A 23,304-nucleotide genomic window follows, 5' to 3' on the forward strand; every position below is an offset into this window, starting at 1 on the left:
CGGATCAGAGCAGGAAGTCGTCCTCTTCGAGGTCTTCGTCCGAGGCGATGGCCAGCGTCTGCGTCTCGCCGTCGATGTCAAAGCTGAGGCTGGCGTTGCCATCTGCCTGCGTGAGCGCAGCCATCAGCGCCTCGCCGTCTTCCCAAGCGCCGATCTCCGACAGGTCGATCTGATCGCCCTGCGTGAAATCGGTGATGGTGACATTGCCCGCCACGGCCCCAAGCCCGAACACATCCGCCCCGTCGCCGCCAGTCAGCGTGTCGTCTCCGCCCCCGCCGATCAGCGTGTCGGCACCATCACCGCCCTCGAGAAGCTCATCCTCCTCGGTGCCGGTGAGCTGCAGATGTGCCTCTCCATCTGCGTCAAGCGTCCAGACGCTGCCCGGCTGGGTCACGCTGACATCGGCGATCTCGCCCTGCAGCGCGCTGTCGCCGGTCCCGCCGAGCAGGTTGCTCAGCCGATCGCTGTCGAGTGGCACGACGCCGTCACCCTCGGCGATCTGCTCGCCGTCCTTCTCGACATACATGAAGCCGCTCTCGTCGACCCCGACGCTCCAACTGGCGGTCTCACCCTCGGTGATCGCGTCCTCGGCGACCACGTAATAGGTGTTGCCGCCCTGCGTGACCGAAAAGACCACCGCATTGCTCGGGCCAAGCTGGCCGAAGGCGATGCGATCCTCGCCCGCGTCGCCGAACTCAAAGACCTGCTGGCCGCTGGCGTCGGTGATGTCGTCAAAGCGCAGCGTGGCCGAAAACTCAAAAGCGCCGTCGATCTGCGGCAGGTTGCCATCGGGTTCGGCAGGCTCTGCATCCGTCTCGCCGCCGGTCTCGGTGGCGGCACCCTCCTCGCTCTCGCCGGGCGCGGTCTCGGTGGTCCCCACCTCGGGGCTCCACACGGCGCTGCCCTGCGTGATCGAAACGCCGCTCATCTCGCCCTGCAGCGTGCTGTCGCCCGTCCCGCCAAGCAGGTTGCTGAGCCGGTCACTATCCACCGGCACCACACCGTCGCCTTCGGCGATCTGCACGCCGTCCTTCTCGATATACATGAAGCCGCTGTCGTCGACGCCGACGGTCCACTCGGCGGTCTCGCCCTCGGTGATCGCATCTTCGGCCACGATGAGCGCTGTTACGCCATCCTGCACGATCTCGAAGAGCACCGCGCTGCTGGGCCCAAGCTGCCCGAAGGTGATCCGGTCCTCGCCCTCGCCGCCGAATTCGAACACGCGCTGGTCGCGGGCATCGGTGATGTCGTCAAAGCGGATCGTCGCCTCGAACTCGAAAGCGCCGTCGATCTGAGGAATGGTGCCTGCGTCACTTTCCGAAGAGCCTTCGTCCGCGCCGCCCGATGTATCGCTGCCGCCGGTATCGGTATCGGTGCCGGTTTCGGTCCCGGTCTCGGTGTCGCCGCCCGTTCCGGTATCGGTGCCCGTATCCGTGCCCGCATCCGTGCCTGTATCCGCGCCCGTCCCAGTATCCGTACCTGTGTCTCCTCCGGTGTCCGTCTCCGAGGCATGGTCGTCCAAGGTCCAGACGTCGCCGCCCTGAGCGATCGAGACATCCGCGATCTCGCCAATCAGCGCGCTGTCGCCCGTGCCACCGAGTTGGTTCACCGACCGCTCGGTATCGGAAGGCACCACGCCATCGCCCTCGGCAACCTGCACGCCGTCTTTGTCGACATACATGAAGCCGGTCTCGTCGACGCCAACGGTCCAGATCGCGGTTTCGCCCTCGGTGATCGCGTCTTCGGCCACCACCATCCAGGTGGCACCATCCTGCACGATCTCGAAGATCACCGCACTGCTGGGACCAAGCTGGCCAAAGGTGATCCGGTCCTCGCCGCTGCTGCCGAATTCGAAGACCTTCTGCCCCGATGCGCCCGACAGGTCGTCAAAACGGATGGTCGCCTCAAATTCGAAGGCACCGTCAATCTGCGGCAAGTCGGCAGAGCTTGTGTCGCTGCCGGTGTCACTGCTACCCGAATCCGTGTCCCCCGTATCGGTGCCGCCTGTATCCGTACCTGTGTCCGTGCCTCCGGTTTCCGTATCCCCGGTGTCGGTCCCGCCGGTGTCCGTTTCCCCTGTGTCAGTTTCCCCGGTGCCCGTTTCCCCTGTGTCCGTTTCGCCGGTGTCGGAACCGGTATCCCCCGTCTCCTCAGAAGCCTCCGCCGCCGGAATCCCCAGCGCCTCAAGCTGCGCAGCCGATGCGACCTGCGACGCCAGCACCCCGACAAGCGTCAGTGACACGCCGCCCGGAAAGCCCAGAACCGCATCACCCGTGCCATCGCCGGCGGTGTCGCTGACCGTGACGTCGGCGGTGTCGACCGGCGCGCCATCGTCATCCGTCAGCCCCGAGACATCGAGAAGATCGTTCCCGGCGTAGCTGCCATCGCCCAGATCGGTCGGTGCCGAGAAGCCTGTCACCGCATCGAGACCGCCGCCATCGGCCAGCACCAGCGTGTCGATACCAGAGCCCAGAACGATCGTCTCGACCTCGTCATAGACCAGCGTCGAGGTGCCATCGGTGAGGCTGCCGATCTCCGGCGTCACATTGGTCAGGTCGATGCGCAGCGCGTCGGTGACAGCCGACAAATCGAGCGTGTCGCCGACGACCTCGTCGACGCCTTCGGCATCCACAGTGTCATTGCCGAAGTCATTTTCGATGTGGAACGTGTCGTCGCCCCAGCCGCCCCAATAGGAATCGTCGCCGGTGCCACCCCAGAATTCATCGTTGGCGTAGGAGCCGCGCATCCAGTCGTTGCCCGCCCCGCCGATCAGCGTGTCGTCGCCCTCATTGCCCTCAAGCGTGTCATCGCCATCGCCGCCGCTGACGTAGTCATCGCCATATTGCCCGTAGAGCGAGTCGCTGCCCGCGCCGCCCTCCAGCGAGTCGTCGCCTTCGTTGCCGGTGATGGAATCGTCGCCGTCACCGCCGGTGACCGTGTCCGCGCCCTCTCCGGCATAGACCGTATCGTCACCATCGCCGCCGGTGATCACGTCATCGCCCGCGTAGCCGAGCAGACTGTCGCTGCCCGCGTCGCCGTCCAGCGTGTCATCGCCCGCGCCGCCGCCGAGCGTGTCGTTGCCGCCGCTGCCGTCCACGACCGAGAAAAAGCTCCACTCCGTGGTGCCGCCCAATTGCGCGTCGAAGGCGGCAGGCGCGGTCGTATCGCCGACCATGAAACTGGCGCCGCCGTAGTTGAGGAAGAGCACGAGGTTGGCTTGATCGAACTCGATCCCGAAATCCGCAGGCAATGCGGAGAGATCGAGCGTGTGCCCGCCGGACCCTTCGGAGACCGCCGCCCAGAACGCGGGATCATTCCAGTTGTCGAGCGTCACCGCGTAGGTCGTCATACCGCATACCCTTCACCAGACCGCGCCCGTCGGCATGGCCAAAACCACCCGACCGGTTCTGCGCCGGGAATCGAGTCTGGTTAGGGAGAGATTGCGGCAACTTTTGGGCAACCAAAGGAGGCACGTCACCACGCGCGTTGCGCGGCTGGCAAAGGCCGCGCCATGCGTATTTTCAAAGAGAAGAAGCGCGGACCGTGCGCTTTACCCCCGAGGCCCGGGCACCTCTGAGCGTCAGCGAGGATGGCGCGGCGCGGGGACCGCCGGCTCAGACCGTGCCTTTGCTGCGGTCGAGCATGTTGCGCAGATCTTCGGCCTCGTGCCGCGCCTCGCGCAGACCTTCCATCGCCGCCGAAAGTTCGGCTTCGGTCTGGGCCAGCTGATTGGTCAGTTCCGCCTCGCGCTGCTGCAGATAGGTGATGGCCTGATCGCGGGTCTCTTCGGCCTCGTGCAGTTCCTTGCTCATCTTCTCGAGCTGATCCACATCGGCCTGCGCCACCCGCTTGAAGCGATGCACCAGCCAGTTGGCGAACCAGCCCATGCAGAATGCCACGAAGAGAATGATTGCCGTGGCAATCACGAATTCCGTCCGGTTCATTCCTCTGCCCCTTCCTGCGGTTCCTGACCGTCTTGCCCTGCCTCGTCCGGCGCCGCCTCTTGCTGAGCGGCGTCCTGATCCTGCGTTTCGTCGTCCTGCGCCTGCTCTGCGCCTTCGGCCGCTGCCTCCGTCTCCGCCTCGGTGCCCTCCTGCTCGATCTGCTCGAGCGCGGTGGCCTCTTCTTCGGTCGGTTCGGGGGGGATCAGCTTGAATTCGATCCGGCGGTTCGCCTCGCGGCCTTCTTCTGTACTGTTATCCGCAATTGGCATGGTTTCACCATAGCCTTTGACGCGATAGCTCGAGGTAAGCACGCGGCGGTTGCGCAGCGCGTCGAGCACCGATTGCGCGCGGTCGCGGCTCAGCGCCTCGTTCATCAACTCGCGGCCCTGGCTGTCGGTGTGCCCCTGAATCTCGAGCGGGATGTCGCCGCAGATCTTCAGCAGTTCGGCCAGTTCATCCATGATGTCCTTGGCCGAAGCGTCGAGGTTCGCCGAGCCCGGCTCGAAGCTGATCTTGCGGTCGCCGATGATCTCGACGATCTGCGCCTCGCATTCTTCGGGCGTGGGGATCGCCAGTTGCGGGTCGAGCTTTTCGAGATAGGTCACGTCGATCTCAAACTCGCCGCCATCGCCCAGCTTTTCGGCCAGCAGGCCCGAGATCTCGGCGTTGGCGTCGGGGTTGCCGGTGTTGCCGGAGATGCGCACGAGGTCGGGCGTGATGCGCAGCGAGCCATTGCTCAGCTCGCCCATCGCCTCGAGCCCGGCCAGAACGCGGGTCGCCCAGCCGTTCGGCAGCCCCTCGGCCACACGCGCGGCGGTATAAACTTTGTCCGAGCCAAAGAGCGCCTTCGCCAGACTGTCCGCCGTCTCGCGCGAGAGATCCGAGTTGATCCGGCCACGCAGCTGAACGGCCCCCTGCGGAGAGAGCGTGGCGGTGAACTCCGGCGGCCCCTGATCGCCCGCTTCGGGCGTTTCGGGCAGCGTCGCATGCAGCGCGAAGACCTGCGGCAGATCGGTGTCTAGCTCGCCGACGACCTTGTCGAAAAGCTGCTGCTCGGTGCCCTCGGGGGCGACCAGCGCGACGTCGGCGTTGGAGAAGGTGACCGAGCCGCCGCCCAGTTCGGCAAGCGCGCGAATGCCCATGGCGGTCGCGTCACCCCAGCGGCGCGAGGGCACACCAAGCCCCGTGCGGCAATGCGCGTCGCCCTCAAAGCCCGCGATCTTGGCGGCCTCGAGAATCTTCGTGCGCGCCTCTTCGGTGTCGACCGAGCAGGCGTCGAAGCGGATGCCGTCGCTGTCCATCACGAAGCGCAGCGTGAACGGGGTGATCACCGGGCGCGGCGCCGAAAGATCGAGGCTGAGATCGACGCCATCGGGCACGCGGCGGCGCAGGTCGCGCTCGATCTCGCGCTTCGCGGCCTCGCTGTCGGCCATCGCCTTGATGTGGACCCGGCCCGCCGACACGGAAATCTTCGAGCGCGGCAGTTCTTCCAGCACGCGGCCGGCGAAATCCACGGCGCGGCGCCAGCCCTCGGGCGGCGGGAAATCGGCATCCTCGAGCAGGTCCGAGACCTGCTGCGGCCCGCTCACCATGCCCGACATCACTTCCAGAAGACGCTCGCGGTCGGTCTCTGTCGGGACCAGCCCGATCACCGAGATACCGGCGTCGTTGCGCAGAATCTCCATCGAAAAGCGCGGCGCCTCGATCGCCTCGGCATCAGCGACCAGCATCTGGTCGATCACCCGCGCCGAATCCACAACCGAGCCAGCCACGGTCATCGCGCGGAATCGTGCCGCCTCGTCGGGCGCGGTGCCGATGAGAAAGACCTGCAAGCCGTTCACATCCACCTCGGCCCAGTCCTGCCCATCACGGCTGAGCGCATTGGCGACATCCTGCCGCGAGGCGGTCTCGATCATTTGCATCGAGAAGAAGGCGGTCCCGACGCAGAGCGCCGCAGCGGCAACAAATGCGGTCGTCGGAATGAGATAGCCGGAAAGGCGCATCAAAGCGTCCCTTTCTTGATCATTTTTTCAACTCTGATACGCCCCGCTCCCGGTCGGCGCAATCACGCCAAGAGAGCGACGGCGAAAAACAGCACGGGCAGCAGTCCGGCGTCGCGATTGGCCCGGAACAGCCTGAGCAGCACATCGTTGTCGTTCACGTCGAGTTTGCGCATCTGCCAGAGCATGTGCCAGCCCAAGGTCCAGGGCCCGGCGATCAGCAGCACCAGTTGCCCGATCTCGCCATGCGGGGCGGCCAGCACCACGGCGACCCCCATCAGCGCGACCGAGATCACCATGAACCACGCCAGCATCCTCGGCGTGCGCTCGTCCCCAAAGAGGCGCGCGGTGGATTTGACCCCGATCAGCGCGTCGTCTTCCTTGTCCTGATGGGCATAGATCGTGTCGTAGAACAGCGTCCACGCCATGCCCGAGAAATAAAGCGCCACCGCGGGCCAGCCGAGGCTGCCGCTATGCGCGGTCCATGCCAGCAGCGCGCCCCAGTTGAAGGCGATGCCAAGAAACACCTGCGGCCACCACGTAAAGCGCTTGGCAAACGGATAGATCGCCACCGGCCCGAGCGAGAGCACCCCCAGCAGGATCGCCATCGGCGGGAAGGTCAGCAGAATGGCAAAGGAGATCAGGCATTGGATCACCGCCCATGCCAGCGCCTGTTTGGCGGTGACCTGCCCCGAGGGGATGGGGCGCGAGGCCGTGCGCGCCACGCTGCCATCGAAATCGCGGTCGGTGATGTCGTTCCATGTGCAGCCCGCGCCGCGCATCAACACCGCGCCAATGCCGCAGCCCGCAAAGATCCACAGATCGAACCACGAGGCGTTGCCATCGGCGACCATCGACAGCAGCAACCCCCACCAGCACGGCAGCAGCAGCAACCATGTGCCGATGGGCCGGTCAGCGCGCGACAGGCGCAGATAGGGCCGGGTCCACGCCGGGGCGCGGTGGTCCACCCAATTGCCGCGTACCGCGTCGGAGACCTGTCCTGAGGGATCTGGCGCTGCGCCGGGATGGGTCATATGGTCCGCCTCATGAATGCAAAGGTTCGTCTGTATGTAGATCACCCGCTGGGCGCGGGACAACCGGTCGCTCTCGAGCGGGAGCAGGCCCATTATCTCTTTTCCGTGATGCGGCTGCCACAGGGCGCTTCCGTGGCGCTGTTCAACGGGCGCGATGGCGCGTGGCTGGCCGAGGTCTCCGAGACCGGAAAACGCGGCGGCACGCTGGTTTGCGCCGAGCAGATCCAGCCGCAGGGCACGCCGCCCGACCTCTGGCTGCTGTTCGCGCCGATCAAGAAAGCGCGCACCGATTTTATTGTCGAAAAGGCGGTGGAACTGGGCGTGCGGCGTATCGTGCCGGTGCAGACCGCCTTCACCAACTCCGAACGGATTCGCCAGGACCGGCTGCAGGCCCATGCGGTGGAGGCCGCCGAGCAATGCGGCGCCACCTTCGTGCCAGAGGTTGCCGAGTTGCAGAAGCTCGGGCCGCTGCTGGCCGAATGGGACGACCGGCGGCTGCTGTTCTGCGACGAGGCCGCGGTGGGCGCGGGCACCGATTACGCCGCCGCGCTGTCCGGCGCTTCGGGGCCTTGGGCGGTGCTGATCGGCCCCGAGGGCGGCTTTTCCGAGCCCGAGCGCAAAAAGCTGCACGGTATGGAACAGGCGACTTCGATCGCGCTTGGCCCGCGCATCCTGCGCGCCGATACGGCGGCGGTGGCGGCGCTGACGCTCTGGCAGGCGCATTGCGGGGACTGGCGATGATCCGTCCCGCCCGACTGCCGAGGAGTCCCGCCGCATGAGCTTCCTGCGTCCCGAAGCCAAGGCCGGACTGATGCGCTGGCGCGAGGTTCTGGCGGGTCTGGGCGTGCTGGCGCTCGGTGCCTATTGGGCGCTGTTTCCCGGCGGGCTGCTGATGTGGATCGGCTGGGTGGTCATCGTGATCGCCATCGCATTGATCTTTGCCGGGGTGCAGCGCGCGCGCTTTCGCACCGGCACCGGCGGGCCAGGCATGGTGCAGGTGATCGAGGGGCGGATCAGCTATTTCGGCCCGCTGACCGGCGGCTTTGCCGATCTCGACAGTCTGACCGCACTGACCCTCGATCCCCGCGCCCGCCCGCCGCACTGGCTGCTGCGCAGTGAAGACGGCGTGACGCTGGCAATTCCGCTGACAGCCGAGGGGGCAGATCAACTTTTTGATGTCTTCGCGCGGCTGCCGGGTCTGCAGACAGAGCGGATGCTGCAGAAAATGCAGGAGCGCGGGTCTGCGCCGGTGACCATCTGGCGGCGCGCCAGCGCACAAAAACCCGCCCTCCGTCTGCATTGACAAGGGCTTCGCTTGCCCCCATCCCTGAGCCTCGAGACCAAAGGCCAAGCAAGATCGGAGCCCAGACATGTCCATTCCCCAGTCCGGCGGCGGGCCGATCGAACACCACGCTCAGCTTGGCGAGTACCTCGAGGCGGGCATCAAGCCCAAAGAGGACTGGCGCATCGGCACCGAGCACGAGAAGTTCGGCTATCTGACCGACACACACGCCCCGCTGCCCTATGAGGGCGAGCGCTCGATCCGTGCGGTGCTGGAAGGGCTGCGCGACCGGCACGGCTGGGCCGAGGTGAACGAGGGCGGCAATCTTATCGGCCTGACCAAGGACGGCGCCAACGTCTCGCTTGAACCGGGCGGCGCGCTGGAACTGTCGGGTGCCCCGCTCGAGACCATCCACCAGACCTGCGACGAGGTGAATGAACACCTGCGCGAGGTGAAGGGCATCGCTGACGAGATCGGCGTGGGCTTCATCGGCCTTGGCGCCGCGCCCGAATGGAAGCACGAGGAAATGCCCCTCATGCCCAAGGGCCGCTACAAGCTGATGGATGCCTATATGGGCAAGGTCGGCACCACCGGCACCACCATGATGCGGCGCACCTGCACGGTGCAGGTGAACCTCGATTTCGGCTCCGAACTGGACATGATCAAGAAGATGCGCGTCGCGCTGGCTTTGCAGCCCGTCGCCACAGCGCTCTTTGCCAACTCGCCCTTCCTCGAAGGCAAGCCCAACGGCATGAAGAGCTATCGCTCTTATGTCTGGCAGAACCTCGACGACGCACGCACCGGCATGCTGCCCTTCGTCTTCGACGAGGGCTTCGGCTTTGAAAGCTACGTGGAATACGCTCTCGATGTGCCGATGTATTTCGTCTACCGCGATGGCAAATACATCGACGCGCTTGGCCAGTCCTTCCGCGACTTCATGGCGGGCCGCCTGCCCGCGTTGCCGGGCGAAAAGCCGACGCTGTCGGATTGGGCCGACCATCTGACCACGCTCTTCCCCGAGGCCCGGATGAAGAAATTCATCGAGATGCGCGGCGCCGATGGTGGCCCGTGGCGCCGCCTCTGCGCCCTGCCCGCCTTCTGGGTCGGGCTGACCTACGATCAGGGCGCACTGGATGCCGCTTGGGATCTGGTGAAGGGCTGGGACGCCGAAACGCGCCAAGCTCTGCGCGTCGCCGCTGGTGAGGACGCCCTGCAAGCCGAGGTGAATGGCATCCGCATGCATGATCTCGCCCGCGAAGTGCTGAAGATCGCCGAGGCTGGCCTTGTCGCGCGCGCGCGTCCCGGCGCGGGTGGCCTGCTGCCGGACGAGACGCATTTCCTCAACGCGCTGAAGGAAAGCGTCGAAAGCGGCACGGTTCAGGCGGATGAGATGCTTGATCTCTACCACGGCGAATGGGGCGGTGATCTGTCGAAGATCTACGGCGCCTACAGCTACTGAGGATCGTATGGCGGGCTGCCGAGCGGCCCGCCTGCCGCCGCCGGGCCCGATGGCTCCTGTTGCCAAGAAGCTCTCGCAAATGTGGAAAAGTGCCGCTGGTAGTTCCTCGGCGCCACGCACTGGGTGGGGGCTGAAACGGCGTGACGCCGAGGGAAGCCATATGCAGCTACATCTTCGGTATCGGCCTGAAATCGGGCGAGACTAAGGTGAGCTTGCGGCCATCCTGCAGCAGACCGGCGCAATCCGCAGCTTTCGGCGGAAGTTCGCCCGAGAAGCTGACGCAGCGGCACAAACCCGCCACCGCCGCGAAACGGGCGACGAGAAGGGTTTGGTGGATCAAGACAATTTTTCTGGAGAAGGTCCCCGGCCCCACGCACTGAGCGGGGGCTGATGAGCGCAGGTCCGGGGGAAGCTATATGCAGCTACCAGATCACTCTGCGTCGGCAATTTGTCGCAAATGCGCGCGATAAAAGGCCATATGGCGGCCGATCCGCCGATCTGCGCTGAGGTGGCGACGCCCCATGCGGCGTTGCTGACCCCAAGCGAGGGGCGTGCGAGGAATGCTCTGTCTGGTCTGAAAGAAGGCCTCGGCGTCGCACACTGGGTGGGGGCTGAAAACGGTGCGACGCCGAGCTATGCCGATATCGGCTTGAGTGTCTTCCTAGCCTGAGAGTTTGTCGCAAACCGGGCGCAACTAAGGCGATTTAAAGAACGGCAGTACAACTAAAAGTGAGCGACCTTGGGGGCGCGACCCTCACCCTTCATCGCAACGATACGACGATATCGAGGACATTCTCGTCCCCAAAGCGCCGGTACCGGACCTCCGAGGCAAGCTTACGGATCAGATACCAGCCAAATCCCCCTTCCGGCAAATCTCGGTCATGCCCAAGCGGCTTGAGCCTGCCCTCGGGCAAGACCAGCCCCGGCATTGCCCTGCCCCTGTCGCGCACCTGCAGCCGGGCCTGATCCTTCTCCAAACTCACGCGCAGCCCGATATCCCCCGCCATCGCTGGCGCATAGGCATGCTCGACGATGTTGTTCAGCGCTTCGGCCAGCACCAGTTCGATCGCCCCGCGTGCCTCTGGCGAGGCCTGATGTGCGGACAGCATCGCGGCCACCTCTGCCAGCGCTGCCCGCACTTCTGCGGCGCAGGCACCCAAGGTGAGGCTCTGCGACAGTTTCCTTGTGCTTTCGGGCAGGCTGGTCATGTCGCGCCGCCAAATCAGCCTCTAGCTCTCTGGTCCCGCCACCTGCGAAGACGCGGCCTCCGCCTCTGCCAGCGTGGGATAGAGAACGAAGATGGTGTCCATCCGCGTCAGGCGGAAGACCTTGTCGACCATCGGCGATAGCCCGGCCAGATCGAGCCTTTGCCCGGGGGCAAGCTCCTTCATTGCCGCGACGATGGCGCCCAATCCGCTTGAGTTGATGAACTCCACCGCGCCGAGATCAAGGATCACGCGCTTGGCGGCGGGGTTCACGCCGAGGCGCATCGCATCCTTGAACTGGATCGCCACCGCAGCGTCGATGCGCGTTTCCTCGACCCGAACCACCTGCGGATCCGTTCCATGGCTGCTGAGCTTCATGGCATCCTCCGATTATCCGGCTCCGATCATCCGGGCGCGGCCTGAGGGCTCATCCAAGCCCTGCCCAGGCACTTAACCAAGCGCCGCCCGAGGGTGATTGCCGTTGCGACCACAAGTGCCCATATCTTCAGCAAGCTAGACGGCATTCCTTACCATTCGGTATTCAGGATCCGTGTCTTTGGGAGGAGAGAGCATGAAGGACGTAGTGATCACCGGTGCGGCGCGGACCGCCATGGGCGGGTTTCAGGGGGCGCTGTCGGATGTCTCGGCTGCGGAACTCGGCGGCGCTGCGCTGCGGGCGGCGCTGGCCGAAGCGGGCCGGCCCGCGGTGGACGAGCTGCTGATGGGCTGCGTGCTGCCGGCAGGACAGGGTCAGGCACCGGCGCGGCAGGCGGGCTTCAAGGCCGGGCTGGGCGAAGAGGTGCCCGCGACCACGCTCAACAAGATGTGCGGCTCTGGCATGAAGGCGGCGATGATGGGCTGGGACCGGCTGGCGCTCGGCGATGCGCAGGTCATGGCCGTGGGCGGCATGGAGAGCATGAGCAACGCGCCCTACCTGCTGCCGCAGATGCGCGGCGGCGCGCGGCTCGGGCATGGCACTTCGGTGGATCACATGTTCCTTGATGGGCTCGAAGACGCCTATGACAAAGGCCGTCTCATGGGCACCTTCGCCGAGGATTGCGCCGAGGCTTTCCAGTTCACCCGCGAGGCGCAGGACCAATACGCGCTGGCCTCGCTGTCGAACGCACTGGATGCCGAGCGCAGCGGTGCCTTCGACAATGAGATCACCCCGGTGACGATCCACGCCCGCACCGGCGAGGAGGTGATCACCCGCGACGAGCAGCCAGCGCGTGCCCGCCCCGAGAAGATCCCGCACCTGAAACCCGCGTTCCGGCCCGGCGGCACGGTGACCGCGGCCAACTCCAGCTCGATCTCGGATGGTGCCGCCGCCCTTGTACTGAGCACGCTCGATGCGGCGGCGCAGACCGGCGTCACGCCGCGGGCGCGCATCCTCGGCCATGCCAGCCACGCGCAGGCCCCGAACCTCTTTCCCACCGCGCCGATTCCCGCCGCCCGCAAACTTCTTGAGCGCGTCGGCTGGAAGCTGTCGGACGTCGATCTTTGGGAGGTCAACGAGGCCTTTGCGGTCGTGCCCATGGCCTTCATGCACGAGATGGGTCTGCCGCGCGACGTGGTGAACGTCAACGGCGGCGCCTGCGCACTAGGACATCCGATCGGTGCCTCTGGCGCGCGGATCATGGTGACGCTGCTCAACGCGCTGGAAACCCGCGGCCTGAAGCGCGGCGTGGCGGCGATCTGCATCGGTGGCGGCGAGGGCACGGCGATTGCCATAGAGCGGCTCTGAGGCGCCCTATTGCGGCGCTGCGACGGCATGGCGCCCCGCAGGAGCCTTGCAGCGCCGCTCGGCTTTTGCCATGAGCGCTGCATGAGCTCCGATTACAATCCGCCGCAGGGAGAGATCCCGGTCCTTCACGTCGATCACGAGATCCTCGTCGTCGACAAGCCCGCAGGGCTGCTCTCCGTGCCCGGCAAGGGCCCGGAGCTTGCCGACTGCCTGATCGAGCGGCTGAAGGTCGCCTTCCCGCAGGTGCTCCTGGTGCACCGGCTCGACCGCGACACCTCGGGGGTGATGGTCTTTGCCCTCACCCCGCACGCGCAGCGCCACATCGGCCAGCAGTTCGAACACCGCCGCACCAAGAAGACCTATCTGGCGCGGGTCGCCGGGCGACTCGAGCCCAAGCACGGGCATATCGACCTGCCGCTGATCGTCGATTGGCCCAACCGGCCCAAGCAAATGGTCTGCCACGAGACCGGCAAACCGGCGCAGACCGACTGGCGGGTGATCAAGGCCACCGACGAGGAAACCCGCGTGCACCTGCTGCCCCGCACCGGGCGCAGCCACCAGTTGCGGGTGCACATGCTGTCTCAGGGGCATCCGATTCTGGGCGATCCGTTCTACGCTCCGGACACCGCCGATCAGTATCCGCGCATGATGCTGCACGCCGAAGAGCTGCGCCTGCGTCATCCCGACGGCGGCATGGGTCACACGTTTCGCGCGCCCGCGCCGTTCTGAGGAATCCTACCCTTCCTCTTGGCGGAAATATCCCCGCCGGAGGCGCAGGGAGCCAGACGTCCGAGCCGGGTTACTCCGCCGCCAGACGTTGCTCGCGATGACCGATGGCGGCCACTTCGGCAATCACACCGCGCAACAACCGCCGGAAGGCGTGGAAATCGCCGCTCGGGCGCACCTGCGCCTCGTCCATATAGAGCGCGCGGTCGATCTCGATCTGGATTGCGTGCTGGCGGCGTGAGGGCCGACCGTAATTCATCGTGGTGAACGCCCCGGCGAAGGGTGCATTGCGCGCCACTTCGAGCCCTGCGCGGCGGAAGGCCTGTTCGACCAGATCGACCACCTCGGGCGCAGCCGATGCGCCGAATTGATCCCCAAGCACGATCTCCGGCCTGCGTGCCCCCCGGCGCAGCACGCTTTCCACCGCCTCATGCGGCATCGAATGGCAATCGATCAGGATCGCCTCGCCAAACGCGCTCTTGGCCGAATTGAGCAGCGCCTGCAGGCGCGTGTGGTAGGGCTTCCAGTAGAGCCCGATGCGCCGCTCCGCCTCGGCCAGAGGCAGCTTGCCGCAGTAGATCGCCCGCCCGTTCGCCACCACGCGCGGCACGACGCCCAGCCCAGAGGCGACTCGCGGGTTATGCCCGGCGCGGCGAACCCCCTCGATCAGCGCAGGATCAAGCTCGTCAGAGGCGCGGTTGAGATCGATGAAGGCCCGCGGCGCCCCGGCGCGCAGCAAAGGCGCCCCAAACTGCGGCGCACAATCGAACAGCCGGTCGACGAAGGCATCTTCGGACGAGCGAATCTGCTTCTCGTCCAGAACCGTGCCCCGCAGAAAGCTCCACGGGTAGTCACGCCCAGAGTGCGGCGAGGCGAAAACCACCGCAGAACTATGGGTTTCAGGCAGATCGAGATGATAAGCGACTTTGGGCATCGGGGCTCCTTGCAGGAATAAGATAGCCTGAATCTTATTTCTCCCAAAAGCCCTTGATCCCCCCTCCGACTCCTTTTATAGAGCGCTCCACCGGCGCAGTTCACTGCGGCACTCGAAAGAGGGACGCGGCCAGAACAACAAGAAAAGCGCAGGCCATACGGGCGGTTAGCTCAGCGGTAGAGCACTACGTTGACATCGTAGGGGCCACTGGTTCGATCCCAGTACCGCCCACCATGGAATTCATCGTCTCGAACCATGGTTCGAGGCAAAACGCAACGCCAGGCGCTCGCGCGCCGCGAAAGAGGAGAGACTTGATATGAAAGTCGCTAACTCGCTCCGCTCGCTCAAACAGCGCCATCGCGACTGCCGCGTTGTGCGTCGCAAGGGCCGTGTTTACGTGATCAACAAGACCCAGCGTCGTTTCAAAGCTCGTCAGGGCTGATCGAAACCGCAGGATCTTGATCCGGCTAAGGGCCGCCCATCTCGGGTGGCCTTTTTGCTGTCCAGCGCAAGGGTTTGGTGCAGCACGGGTTTTACCGCAGGCCGCAGCCACGCCATACAAAAAGGCCCCATGCGTTTGCACGGGGCCTTTTGCTGTCTGTCGCTGCGCCGCGATACGTCAGAGCTGCGGCACCTCGAGCTCGGCCTCCGCTTTTCGCACGGCCTGCATGAAGTCCCGAATCAACTCCGGCGATTTTTCGCCCGGCGCGCTTTCGACACCGCTCGAAAGGTCGATCTGCCGCGCTCCGGTCATCCGCACCGCCTGCGCCACATTCTGCGCGGTCAGCCCACCTGCCAGAATCCAAGGCACCGGCCAGCGCCGACCGGCGATAAGCCGCCAATCGAAGGCCAGCCCATTGCCGCCGGGCAGCGCCGCGCCCTTCGGCGCCTTGGCATCGACGAGCAGCATGTCGGCAACCCGCCCATAGGCCTCAAGCGCAGGCAGGTCTGCCTCAGACGCCACGCCCACGGCCTTCATCACCGGCAGGCCGAAGCGCGCGCGAATCTCCGCCACGCGCTCGACGCTCTCCTTGCCATGCAACTGAAGGATATCGAGCGGCACATTGTCGGTGATCTCGTGCAGCAGAGCATCGTCTGCGTCGACCACCAGCGCCACTTTGGCCAGCCCCACAGGGGCCGCCAGCGCCAGCTCGCGCGCCTGCGCCACGGTCACCGCACGCGGGCTCTTGGGGAAGAACACAAAGCCTGCGTAGCGCGCCCCGGCCTCGGCGACGGCGGCCACGTCGGCGGGCGTGCGCAGCCCGCAGATTTTCACCTGAATATCCATCCGTTCCTTGCCTTCTGCAGCGTCCAGTTCCGTAGATACTCCCGCAGACGCCCGCCGCCAAGCAATGAGGGGAGCCAAAGCCCCCCTCTCCCTGCCCTCCGGCAGTGCTTTCAAATCGCGGCGCCCAACTCACGCTGGCCCGCCCGCTGAGGGTTCCTCAGGCGCTCTGGTCGAGGATCGCCAGAACCTCATCCTTATCCTTGTCGCGCTCGTCCTGAGTTTTTTTCAGCTGCCGCTCAAGCCGCTTCACCTCGGTCTTGCGCTGCGCCGCCACCGCACGATGCTTGTGCTCGCGCAGCCACTCCCAGACGAAGCCGATCAGCAGACCGGCGACAATCCCGCCAAAGATCACGATGAACACCGGCACAGTGACCGTGTACTGGAAGTTCAGCAGTTCGGCCATTTCGGTCGGCAGAAGGTTCAGCGTGGCCGGTCCACGGTTGGCCAGAGCCACGCAGATCAGCACAATGGCCAGAATGGCCCAGAAGGCGTAGCGAATGTATTTCATCGAGGTCACTTCCCGTTCAGTCGGTCCCGCAAGAGCTTGCCGGTCTTGAAGAACGGCACGCATTTCTCCTCGACGTCAACGGCTTCGCCCGTGCGGGGGTTCCGCCCCTGTCTAGCGTCCCGCTGCTTGACCGAAAAGGCGCCAAAGCCGCGCAGTTCCACGCGATTGCCATGCGCCATCGCGGCGGTGATTTCCTCGAAGATCGTGTTCACGATCCGCTCGACGTCTCGTTGGTAGAGATGCGGGTTCTCCTCCGCGATCTTCTGGATCAATTCCGATCTGATCATCCTCGCCCATCCCTATATCGCATTTTCCGCGCTCCCACTGTTGTACGACCTTTGCCGGGGGCTCGCCAAATGGAAACCGCGAGAATCAGAGAAAAATCCATGAAAAGCAGCGTATTGCGCGGCTTCATGCCGGTCAGACCCCGCTCCAGCCCGCGCCGGACGCAATTGCTGCACTGCGGCTATCCCAAAGAATAGTCCGCGATTCGGCCCCTACGTCAGGCCGAAGCGACGCAATCTCGGTTCAAAAAAGCGCGTCGATTTCTTCCGCGACCAGCCGTTCCAGCCGCCACAGTTGCGCGTCGTGCAGCCCTTGCGCGGCCAGAGACGTCACCGTGCGATGCAGATATTCGACGTTCGAGCCCGCGTGGCCGCAGGCGCGCGCGATGATCTGTGCGGTCTCCTCCAGCGTCAGATCGGTCCGCAGACGATTTCCACGCGGCGGCGCATAGAAGGTCAGCGCGCTCACCATGCCGCCCGCTGTTTCGACGGGCACCCAGCTGTAACTGTCCGAAAGCTCCACATAGGGCATCTCGCGGCGCACGAGCGCCTCGGTGGCGGCCAGCACCTCCGCCTCGGCCACCTCGTGCAGCAGCGCGGTGCATTCGCCGCCCGGCATCAGCGCCATCATCAGCCCCGGCGCCTCGGGCGTGCCGCGCCACGAGGTCAGCTCGATACAGAAGGCACGGTGCCAGCCCAATGCCCGCCCCTGCCGTTCGGCGACCGGGGAGAACTCCGGCTTCCACAGAAGCGAGCCATACGCAAAGACCTGCAGCGGCCCTTCCGGGCGCTGCGCGAGAATCTCCCGCGCCTTCGCAGCGATGCCCGCGTCATCAAGACGGCTCCAGCCCCAAAGCTCGGCGTCGTCGGTTTCAGGCACTTCGCGAAAGACCCGGTTCACATGGTCTTCGGTCAGGAAAAGGGCAGCGGTGGAGGGCATATCGTTTGGCATATGCGGTTATCGTCACGCCAGCGGCCCAAGCGCAAGACGGCACGGCGCTCTGCACATCCCCCTGTGCAGCCATGCGCCAAGCAACGGCCTCAGCTTTGATGCGCTGCCAAAGAAAAAGGCCCCGGTCTCCCGGGGCCTTCTTTGTCTCATTGCAAGCGCGAGGCTTACTCGTCGCGCTTCAGAGCTGCGCCGAGGATGTCGCCCAGCGATGCGCCGGAGTCGGACGAGCCGTACTGTTCCACGGCTTCTTTCTCTTCGGCGATCTCGCGTGCCTTGATCGACAGGCCCAGACGACGGGTCTTGCTGTCGATATTGGTGACGCGGACGTCGAGCTTGTCGCCAACCGAGAAGCGCTCGGGGCGCTGCTCTGCGCGGTCACGCGACAGGTCCGAACGGCGGATGAAGGACTTCATGCCTTCGTATTCCACCTCGATGCCGCCATCTTCGATCGCGGTCACTTCGACGGTCACGATCGAGCCGCGCTTCACGCCGCCAACCGCGTCAGCGAATTTGTCGCCGCCGAGTGCTTTGATCGAGAGCGAGATTCGCTCTTTGTCGGTGTCCACTTCGGTGACAACGGCCTTGACCACGTCGCCTTTGCGGTACTCCTGGATGGCTTCCTCGCCGCGCTGATCCCACGACAGGTCCGAAAGGTGAACCATGCCGTCGATCTCGCCGGGCAGGCCGATGAACAGACCGAATTCGGTGATGTTCTTGACCTCGCCCTCGACCTCGGTCCCTTCCGGGTGGGTCTCGGAGAACACTTCCCAGGGGTTGCGCATGGTCTGCTTGAGGCCGAGCGAAACGCGACGCTTCGCGGGATCGATCTCGAGCACCATGACTTCGACTTCTTGCGAGGTCGACACGATCTTGCCCGGGTGGACGTTCTTCTTGGTCCAGGACATTTCCGACACGTGAACCAGACCTTCGACGCCCGGCTCCAGCTCCACGAAGGCGCCGTAATCGGTGATGTTGGTCACGCGGCCGGTGTGCACCGTGCTCAGCGGGTACTTCACAGCCACCAGATCCCACGGATCTTCCTGCAGCTGCTTCATGCCGAGGCTGATACGGTGGGTCTCTTTGTTGATCTTGATGACCTGGACCTTGACGGTCTCGCCGATCGACAGGATCTCCGACGGGTGGTTCACACGGCGCCATGCCATGTCGGTGACGTGCAGCAGGCCGTCCACGCCGCCCAGATCAACGAACGCACCGTATTCGGTGATGTTCTTGACCACGCCGTCGACCGTCTGGCCTTCGGTGAGGTTGGCGATGACTTCCGCACGCTGCTCGGCGCGCGATTCCTCGAGGATTGCACGACGCGAGACAACGATGTTGCCGCGGCGACGGTCCATCTTGAGGATCTGGAACGGCTGCTTGAGACCCATGAGCGGGCCTGCGTCGCGCACGGGGCGGACGTCAACCTGGCTGCCGGGCAGGAAGGCAACAGCGCCGCCGAGGTCGACGGTGAAGCCACCTTTGACGCGGCCGAAGATCGCACCTTCGACGCGGGCGTCGTCGGCGTAGGCCTTCTCGAGACGGTCCCATGCCTCTTCGCGGCGGGCCATCTCGCGGCTGATCACGGCTTCGCCGCGGGCGTTTTCAGCTGCGCGCAGGTAAACCTCGACTTCGTCGCCGACCGAGATCTCGGGGGCTTCGCCGGGGTTTGCGAATTCTTTCAGCTCAACGCGGCCTTCCATCTTGTAGCCGACGTCGATGATGGCCTGGCCCGCTTCAATTGCGATGACCTTGCCTTTAACAACGGACCCCTCTTCGGGGGTGTCCATTTCGAAGCTTTCGGTAAGGAGGGCTTCGAATTCCTCCATGGTTGCGTTTGCCATGTGGCGTATATGTCCTTTACATCGGTTTTGCTGGCCGGGTGGTTGTCTCCACCGGTCTTCGGATTGGTCTTTCGGGCGATCCGCATATGACAAAGAGGGCCGGTTACCCGACCCTGCCCGTCTTTGGTCCGCGGCGTGTGGTGCCTTGCTTGACGCGCGCGATATAGCCCCTGCACCGCCGCAGATCAAGCCAAAAGCCCTTCTGGCACCGCCGCGCGCGCCCTCTCGCCGCCGCCCGCCGCTTCTTCTCTTTGCAAATACGCCGGGGGAGACCGCGCTCCGCGCGGTCGGGGGCAGCGCCCCCAAGACCCGCGCTGCGAGCAAAAGCTGCGCGACATCAAACCACTGCAAACCACTGCACGGGGCCCGCAGCCCCTCCCCCTCCGCCGCCCAGCCGTGCTACACGGCCTGCGACCAGCCGGAGAGAGCCATGCGCGCGCCCAATCTTCCCCTCACCCGCGATCTCGTCCTCATTGGCGGCGGCCATTCCCATGCGCTGCTGCTGCGGATGTGGGGCATGGATCCGCTGCCCGGCGCGCGGGTGACGCTGATCAACCCCGGCCCCACCGCGCCCTATTCGGGCATGCTGCCCGGGTTTGTCGCCGGACATTACGGGCGCGACGAGCTCGACATCGATCTGGTGAAACTGGCGCGCTTTGCTGGCGCGCGCGTGGTGTTGGGCGCCGTGACCGGCCTCGACCGTGCCGCCCGGCAGGTGCATGTGGCGGGCCGCGCGCCCATCGGGTTCGACGTGGCCTCGGTGAACATCGGCATCACCTCCGCCATGCCCGATCTACCCGGCTTCGCCGAACACGCCTTCCCGGCAAAACCGCTCGGACCTTTCGCAACCGCGTGGGAGGCCTATCGCGACGAGGAAGGCCCGGGGTCCGTCGCGGTGATCGGTGGCGGCGTGGCGGGGGCCGAACTGGCCTGCGCCATGGCCTTCGCGCTCGGGCAGCGCGGGCGCGCGGCACAGGTGCATCTGATTGAGCGCGGCACGGCGCTGACCGCGCTGCGCCCTGCCGCCGCCAGCAAGGCCCGCGCCGCGCTCGCCGCGCAGGGCGTCACGCTGCACGAGGGGGCCGAGATCACCAAGGTCACCGCCACCGGCCTGCGCCTCGCGGATGGCACCGAGATCATCGCCGATTTCATCACCGGCGCGGCTGGCGCGCGGGCGCAGGGATGGCTGCAGCAAACTGGCCTCGATCTACACCAGGGCTTCATCGAGGTCGCGCCCAGCCTGCAAAGCTCCGATCCGGCCATCTTCGCCGCCGGGGACTGCGCGCATCTTACCCAAACCCCGCGCCCCAAAGCCGGGGTGTTTGCCGTGCGCGAGGCCCCGGTGCTGCTGCACAACCTGCGCGCCTCGCTTGAAGGCCGCGGCGAGCTGCGCCCCTACCGGCCGCAGCGCGACTATCTCAAGCTGATCTCCCTTGGGCGCAAATCGGCGCTGGCCGACAAGGGCGGGCTGGCACTCTCCGGCCCGCTGATGTGGCGCTGGAAAGACCACATCGACCGCAAGTTCATGCGCAAATTCGACGAGTTGCCGAAGATGACCGTGCCCGCCATGCCCCGCCATCACGCGGACGGCATGGAAGAGGCGCTCGGCACCAAGCCCATGTGCGGCGGCTGCGGCGCAAAGGTGGGGCGCGACGCGCTGGCCTCGGCGCTGTCGACCCTGCCCGCACCAACCCGCCCCGATGTCACCGCCCTGCCCGGCGACGACGCGGCCCTACTGCTCACCGGCGGGCAGCGGCAGGTGATGACAGTCGATCACCTGCGCGCCTTCATTGAGGACCCCGAGGTCATGGCCCGCATCACCTGCGTGCACGCGCTCGGAGACATCTGGGCGATGGGCGCTGCGCCGCAGGCCGCCGTGGCAAGCCTCACGCTGCCCCGCATGTCCGAGCCGCTGGCCGAGCGCACGCTCACCGAATGCCTGCGTGCGATCACCGGGATTCTGCGCGCCGAGGGGGCCGAACTCGTCGGCGGTCACTCCGCCATGGGCGACGAGCTCAGCATCGGGCTGACGATCACCGGTCTGTGCGATGCCGCGCCGATCACCCTCGCCGGTGCCCGCCCCGGCGACACACTTATCCTGACCAAGCCGATCGGCACCGGCGTCATCATGGCCGCGGAAATGGCGGGCGCGGCAAAGGGCGCTTGGATCGCCGCCGCGCTCGCGCATATGACCAAGCCGCAAGGCAAAGCCGCCGAGATCCTGCGCGGCGCCAGCGCGATGACCGATGTCACCGGCTTCGGCCTCGCCGGGCATCTGCAGAACATCTGCAGCGCTTCCGGCGTCGGTGCGCGGCTGCACATGGACAAGGTGCCGCTGTTGCCGGGAGCCGAGGAGCTGTCGGCGGCGGGCCATGCCTCGACGCTTTATCCCAAGAACCGCGCCGCCCTGCCGTTCCAGCCGATGGGACCGAGGCCGGACCTGATGTTCGATCCGCAAACCGCCGGCGGGCTGCTCGCCGCGGTGAGCGGCGACGTCACGCAGTGCCTGCAGCAGCTTCGCGCCGCGGGCTTTCCAGCGGTGAAGATCGGCGAGATCACCGACCGCACGGATCAGATCGAGATGGTCTGAAGCCGCTCTGCCATCCGGTCCGCCAGCGCCTCAAGCGCCGCATCGTCAAGCGCCGGCGTCTCAAACCGCTCCAGCACCCTCGGCGTCATGGCTCGCATCGACTTCTCGTAGGCCGGGTCATAATGATCCGCCGCCAGCGACGCGGCGAGCGCGCGCCGATCCCCGCTGTCGATCATCGCCTCCCAGCGATCGATAAGCTCGTGCCCCCGGTGATAGCGCAGCGGCGAGAGCTTGTCCTTGAGCGCCGCCCCGTCGGACCAGATGTCGTCATAGGCGGCCCCCAGATAGGCCGCCCGCGCCTCGAGCGGCGCGGCCACCTCGATCCACGGCGCGAGCTTCATCGCCTCCCAGATCGCGGGCGGAATGAGCAGCTGTCCGATCTTGCTGCTCTCGGCCTCGACCAGCACCGGCTTTGCCGGATCGAGCCCGTCGAGCGCTTGCACCAGTTGGGTCTCGAACCATTTCTGGCTCGGTTGCCCGCCCGGCATATTCCCAAGCAGCGAGCCCCGGTGCCGCGCAAGACCCTCAAGATCGATCACCTGAACACCGCGCGCCGCAAGCTTCGGCAAGAGCGCGGTCTTTGCGGTGCCCGTATAGCCGCCAAGCTGAATCAACTTCATTGGCAGCGCCGAGTTGTAAAGCGCCTCGGTCACCAGACGCCGAAATGTGCGATAGCCGCCCTCGACATAATCGGCGCGCCAGCCGATCTGTTGCAGTAGATAGGTGAACGACCCGGACCGCTGCCCGCCGCGCCAGCAATAGACCAGCGGCTTCCACCCGCCTTCGTGATGCGCCAAGGGCCCCTCGATATGCGCGGCGGCATTGCGGAAGACCAGCGCCGCGCCAAGCTTGCGCGCCAGAAACGGCGACTGCTGCTTGTAAATCGTTCCCACGCGCGCGCGCTCTTCATTGTCGAGCACAGGAAGGTTGATCGCTCCGGGGACATGATCCTCGGCAAATTCAGCCGGGCTGCGCACGTCGATGACGGTGTCGCAGCCGTGGCGGAGAAACTCGGAGAGCTGGGTGATCTTGCGAGGCATGGCGCAGTTGGTAGCGCGCTGCGGGCAGTGAAGAAAGCGCGATTTGCGCTGCCGCAAGGGGAAGTGAATTTTTTCGACAAAACCCTCTGGACACTCCCCAACGGCTCGACTAAACCCCGGCTCACCCGAGGGGCAGCGCCCTTCACCCAGTGCCCGGGTAGCTCAGGGGTAGAGCAGTGGATTGAAAATCCTCGTGTCGGTGGTTCGATTCCGCCCCCGGGCACCATTTCTTTGGATAATACACTGGTTTCGCTTCAGCTTCTAACAGTTGCTTGGAGCATTAGACCATGTCGGACACCAATTCGCCCGCGCTCGCCTTCGTGAAGTGTGGGATTTATTACTTCAGCCGCTGTATCCAAAATAAGCCGAAGGTGCCCTCCCCTCTCTAGGCGTCGCCTTTTGCTTCTCCATGAGAGCCCCCGATTTTCTGAAGCTCGCGTGACGCGCGGCCCACCAACTGGACGATCGTTCGT

At 65.5% G+C, this 23,304-nt stretch carries 20 protein-coding genes and 2 tRNA genes; 9 read left to right on the forward strand and 13 right to left on the reverse strand.

Annotated features, from left to right (window positions below):
• Nucleotides 1-4: 4 nt before the first annotated feature.
• The 4 genes from ACXAD2_RS27300 to ubiA form a co-directional block, all read right to left on the reverse strand.
• Nucleotides 5-3,349 carry a hypothetical protein gene (locus tag ACXAD2_RS27300; RefSeq protein ID WP_475177724.1) on the reverse strand — a complete coding sequence of 1,115 codons (3,345 nt, stop codon included), beginning with the start codon at nt 3,347-3,349 and terminating at the stop codon, nt 5-7.
• A gap of 265 nt (nt 3,350-3,614) precedes the next feature.
• Complete coding sequence (locus ACXAD2_RS27305; RefSeq protein ID WP_066107686.1) at nt 3,615-3,944, reverse strand: hypothetical protein; 330 nt, start codon at nt 3,942-3,944, stop codon at nt 3,615-3,617.
• A complete protein-coding gene (locus ACXAD2_RS27310) occupies nt 3,941-5,947 on the reverse strand; it encodes an OmpA family protein (RefSeq protein WP_475177731.1) in 2,007 nt (668 codons plus the stop codon). Before ACXAD2_RS27310 ends, ACXAD2_RS27305 begins: the two co-directional genes overlap by 4 nt.
• 62 nt (nt 5,948-6,009) lie before the next feature.
• Nucleotides 6,010-6,978, reverse strand: coding sequence for a 4-hydroxybenzoate octaprenyltransferase (gene ubiA / locus ACXAD2_RS27315; protein ID WP_475177735.1), 969 nt, complete (start codon nt 6,976-6,978; stop codon nt 6,010-6,012).
• Between the two features lie 12 nt (nt 6,979-6,990).
• On the opposite strand from ubiA, the gene ACXAD2_RS27320 reads away from it, so the two are divergent.
• From ACXAD2_RS27320 to ACXAD2_RS27330, 3 genes are all read left to right on the forward strand, one after another.
• Complete coding sequence (locus tag ACXAD2_RS27320) at nt 6,991-7,719, forward strand: 16S rRNA (uracil(1498)-N(3))-methyltransferase (protein ID WP_164184029.1); 729 nt, start codon at nt 6,991-6,993, stop codon at nt 7,717-7,719.
• 34 nt (nt 7,720-7,753) lie between these two features.
• A complete protein-coding gene (locus ACXAD2_RS27325; RefSeq protein ID WP_475177740.1) occupies nt 7,754-8,281 on the forward strand; it encodes a hypothetical protein in 528 nt (175 codons plus the stop codon).
• Nucleotides 8,282-8,348: 67 nt separating this feature from the next.
• Nucleotides 8,349-9,719 (forward strand): glutamate--cysteine ligase, encoded by a 1,371-nt coding sequence (locus ACXAD2_RS27330; protein ID WP_475177744.1) that lies wholly within the window; start codon nt 8,349-8,351, stop codon nt 9,717-9,719.
• 761 nt (nt 9,720-10,480) lie between these two features.
• On the opposite strand, the gene ACXAD2_RS27335 is transcribed toward ACXAD2_RS27330, so the two are convergent.
• Both ACXAD2_RS27335 and ACXAD2_RS27340 read right to left on the reverse strand, forming a co-directional pair.
• Entirely contained in the window at nt 10,481-10,927 is a 447-nt protein-coding gene (locus ACXAD2_RS27335; protein WP_475177748.1) for an ATP-binding protein, read from the reverse strand.
• 21 nt (nt 10,928-10,948) lie between these two features.
• Nucleotides 10,949-11,302 carry an STAS domain-containing protein gene (locus ACXAD2_RS27340; protein ID WP_475177751.1) on the reverse strand — a complete coding sequence of 118 codons (354 nt, stop codon included), beginning with the start codon at nt 11,300-11,302 and terminating at the stop codon, nt 10,949-10,951.
• Nucleotides 11,303-11,495: 193 nt separating this feature from the next.
• Here ACXAD2_RS27340 and ACXAD2_RS27345 point away from each other — a divergent pair, with 193 nt between their 5' ends.
• Nucleotides 11,496-12,668 carry a thiolase family protein gene (locus ACXAD2_RS27345; protein ID WP_475177755.1) on the forward strand — a complete coding sequence of 391 codons (1,173 nt, stop codon included), beginning with the start codon at nt 11,496-11,498 and terminating at the stop codon, nt 12,666-12,668.
• Nucleotides 12,669-12,749: 81 nt separating this feature from the next.
• On the forward strand, nt 12,750-13,397 hold the full coding sequence (locus ACXAD2_RS27350) for a pseudouridine synthase (protein WP_475177756.1): 648 nt from the start codon (nt 12,750-12,752) through the stop codon (nt 13,395-13,397).
• 70 nt (nt 13,398-13,467) lie between these two features.
• Here ACXAD2_RS27350 and ACXAD2_RS27355 read toward each other — a convergent pair whose 3' ends face one another.
• A complete protein-coding gene (locus tag ACXAD2_RS27355) occupies nt 13,468-14,328 on the reverse strand; it encodes an N-formylglutamate amidohydrolase (RefSeq protein WP_475177759.1) in 861 nt (286 codons plus the stop codon).
• A gap of 159 nt (nt 14,329-14,487) precedes the next feature.
• On the opposite strand from ACXAD2_RS27355, the gene ACXAD2_RS27360 reads away from it, so the two are divergent.
• Together ACXAD2_RS27360 and ykgO are read left to right on the forward strand one after the other, a co-directional pair.
• Nucleotides 14,488-14,562, forward strand: a tRNA-Val gene (locus tag ACXAD2_RS27360).
• A gap of 82 nt (nt 14,563-14,644) precedes the next feature.
• Nucleotides 14,645-14,770 carry a type B 50S ribosomal protein L36 gene (gene ykgO, locus ACXAD2_RS27365; protein WP_008884645.1) on the forward strand — a complete coding sequence of 42 codons (126 nt, stop codon included), beginning with the start codon at nt 14,645-14,647 and terminating at the stop codon, nt 14,768-14,770.
• Between the two features lie 177 nt (nt 14,771-14,947).
• On the opposite strand, the gene ACXAD2_RS27370 is transcribed toward ykgO, so the two are convergent.
• The 5 genes from ACXAD2_RS27370 to rpsA all read right to left on the reverse strand — a co-directional run bounded on the left by ACXAD2_RS27370 (nt 14,948) and on the right by rpsA (nt 19,201).
• Complete coding sequence (locus ACXAD2_RS27370) at nt 14,948-15,616, reverse strand: phosphoribosylanthranilate isomerase (RefSeq protein WP_475177762.1); 669 nt, start codon at nt 15,614-15,616, stop codon at nt 14,948-14,950.
• A gap of 157 nt (nt 15,617-15,773) precedes the next feature.
• Nucleotides 15,774-16,124 carry a lipopolysaccharide assembly protein LapA domain-containing protein gene (locus ACXAD2_RS27375; RefSeq protein WP_066110351.1) on the reverse strand — a complete coding sequence of 117 codons (351 nt, stop codon included), beginning with the start codon at nt 16,122-16,124 and terminating at the stop codon, nt 15,774-15,776.
• A gap of 5 nt (nt 16,125-16,129) precedes the next feature.
• The gene (gene ihfB / locus ACXAD2_RS27380) at nt 16,130-16,411 is read right to left on the reverse strand and encodes an integration host factor subunit beta (protein WP_066107709.1); all 282 of its coding nucleotides are present in this window, start codon (nt 16,409-16,411) and stop codon (nt 16,130-16,132) included.
• Nucleotides 16,412-16,652: 241 nt separating this feature from the next.
• Nucleotides 16,653-17,360: a gamma-glutamylcyclotransferase gene (locus ACXAD2_RS27385; RefSeq protein ID WP_475177769.1), complete on the reverse strand. Its 708-nt coding sequence runs from the start codon at nt 17,358-17,360 to the stop codon at nt 16,653-16,655.
• 164 nt (nt 17,361-17,524) lie between these two features.
• Nucleotides 17,525-19,201 (reverse strand): 30S ribosomal protein S1, encoded by a 1,677-nt coding sequence (gene rpsA / locus ACXAD2_RS27390; protein ID WP_066107712.1) that lies wholly within the window; start codon nt 19,199-19,201, stop codon nt 17,525-17,527.
• 430 nt (nt 19,202-19,631) lie between these two features.
• Here rpsA and selD point away from each other — a divergent pair, with 430 nt between their 5' ends.
• Complete coding sequence (gene selD, locus ACXAD2_RS27395) at nt 19,632-21,791, forward strand: selenide, water dikinase SelD (protein ID WP_475177775.1); 2,160 nt, start codon at nt 19,632-19,634, stop codon at nt 21,789-21,791.
• Here selD and mnmH read toward each other — a convergent pair.
• Nucleotides 21,773-22,831, reverse strand: coding sequence for a tRNA 2-selenouridine(34) synthase MnmH (mnmH, locus tag ACXAD2_RS27400; protein WP_475177780.1), 1,059 nt, complete (start codon nt 22,829-22,831; stop codon nt 21,773-21,775). The two genes, selD and mnmH, sit on opposite strands and share 19 nt — an antisense overlap.
• 151 nt (nt 22,832-22,982) lie before the next feature.
• On the opposite strand from mnmH, the gene ACXAD2_RS27405 reads away from it, so the two are divergent.
• Nucleotides 22,983-23,057: transfer RNA gene (locus ACXAD2_RS27405), tRNA-Phe, on the forward strand.
• Nucleotides 23,058-23,304: the final 247 nt, after the last annotated feature.

The organism is Salipiger sp. ABN3_019 (assembly GCF_056158605.1).

Coding starts and splice junctions, on each gene's coding strand:
- rpsA (WP_066107712.1), bottom strand. CDS start 19,201: ATGGCAAACGCAACCATGGAGGAATTCGAAGCCCTCCTTACCGAAAGC.
- ACXAD2_RS27345 (WP_475177755.1), top strand. CDS start 11,496: ATGAAGGACGTAGTGATCACCGGTGCGGCGCGGACCGCCATGGGCGGG.
- ACXAD2_RS27335 (WP_475177748.1), bottom strand. CDS start 10,927: ATGACCAGCCTGCCCGAAAGCACAAGGAAACTGTCGCAGAGCCTCACC.
- selD (WP_475177775.1), top strand. CDS start 19,632: ATGCGCGCGCCCAATCTTCCCCTCACCCGCGATCTCGTCCTCATTGGC.
- ACXAD2_RS27305 (WP_066107686.1), bottom strand. CDS start 3,944: ATGAACCGGACGGAATTCGTGATTGCCACGGCAATCATTCTCTTCGTG.
- ACXAD2_RS27325 (WP_475177740.1), top strand. CDS start 7,754: ATGAGCTTCCTGCGTCCCGAAGCCAAGGCCGGACTGATGCGCTGGCGC.
- ACXAD2_RS27385 (WP_475177769.1), bottom strand. CDS start 17,360: ATGCCAAACGATATGCCCTCCACCGCTGCCCTTTTCCTGACCGAAGAC.
- ACXAD2_RS27310 (WP_475177731.1), bottom strand. CDS start 5,947: ATGCGCCTTTCCGGCTATCTCATTCCGACGACCGCATTTGTTGCCGCT.
- ubiA (WP_475177735.1), bottom strand. CDS start 6,978: ATGACCCATCCCGGCGCAGCGCCAGATCCCTCAGGACAGGTCTCCGAC.
- ACXAD2_RS27370 (WP_475177762.1), bottom strand. CDS start 15,616: ATGGATATTCAGGTGAAAATCTGCGGGCTGCGCACGCCCGCCGACGTG.
- ihfB (WP_066107709.1), bottom strand. CDS start 16,411: ATGATCAGATCGGAATTGATCCAGAAGATCGCGGAGGAGAACCCGCAT.
- ykgO (WP_008884645.1), top strand. CDS start 14,645: ATGAAAGTCGCTAACTCGCTCCGCTCGCTCAAACAGCGCCATCGCGAC.
- ACXAD2_RS27330 (WP_475177744.1), top strand. CDS start 8,349: ATGTCCATTCCCCAGTCCGGCGGCGGGCCGATCGAACACCACGCTCAG.
- ACXAD2_RS27375 (WP_066110351.1), bottom strand. CDS start 16,124: ATGAAATACATTCGCTACGCCTTCTGGGCCATTCTGGCCATTGTGCTG.
- mnmH (WP_475177780.1), bottom strand. CDS start 22,831: ATGCCTCGCAAGATCACCCAGCTCTCCGAGTTTCTCCGCCACGGCTGC.
- ACXAD2_RS27300 (WP_475177724.1), bottom strand. CDS start 3,349: ATGACGACCTACGCGGTGACGCTCGACAACTGGAATGATCCCGCGTTC.
- ACXAD2_RS27350 (WP_475177756.1), top strand. CDS start 12,750: ATGAGCTCCGATTACAATCCGCCGCAGGGAGAGATCCCGGTCCTTCAC.
- ACXAD2_RS27320 (WP_164184029.1), top strand. CDS start 6,991: ATGAATGCAAAGGTTCGTCTGTATGTAGATCACCCGCTGGGCGCGGGA.
- ACXAD2_RS27340 (WP_475177751.1), bottom strand. CDS start 11,302: ATGAAGCTCAGCAGCCATGGAACGGATCCGCAGGTGGTTCGGGTCGAG.
- ACXAD2_RS27355 (WP_475177759.1), bottom strand. CDS start 14,328: ATGCCCAAAGTCGCTTATCATCTCGATCTGCCTGAAACCCATAGTTCT.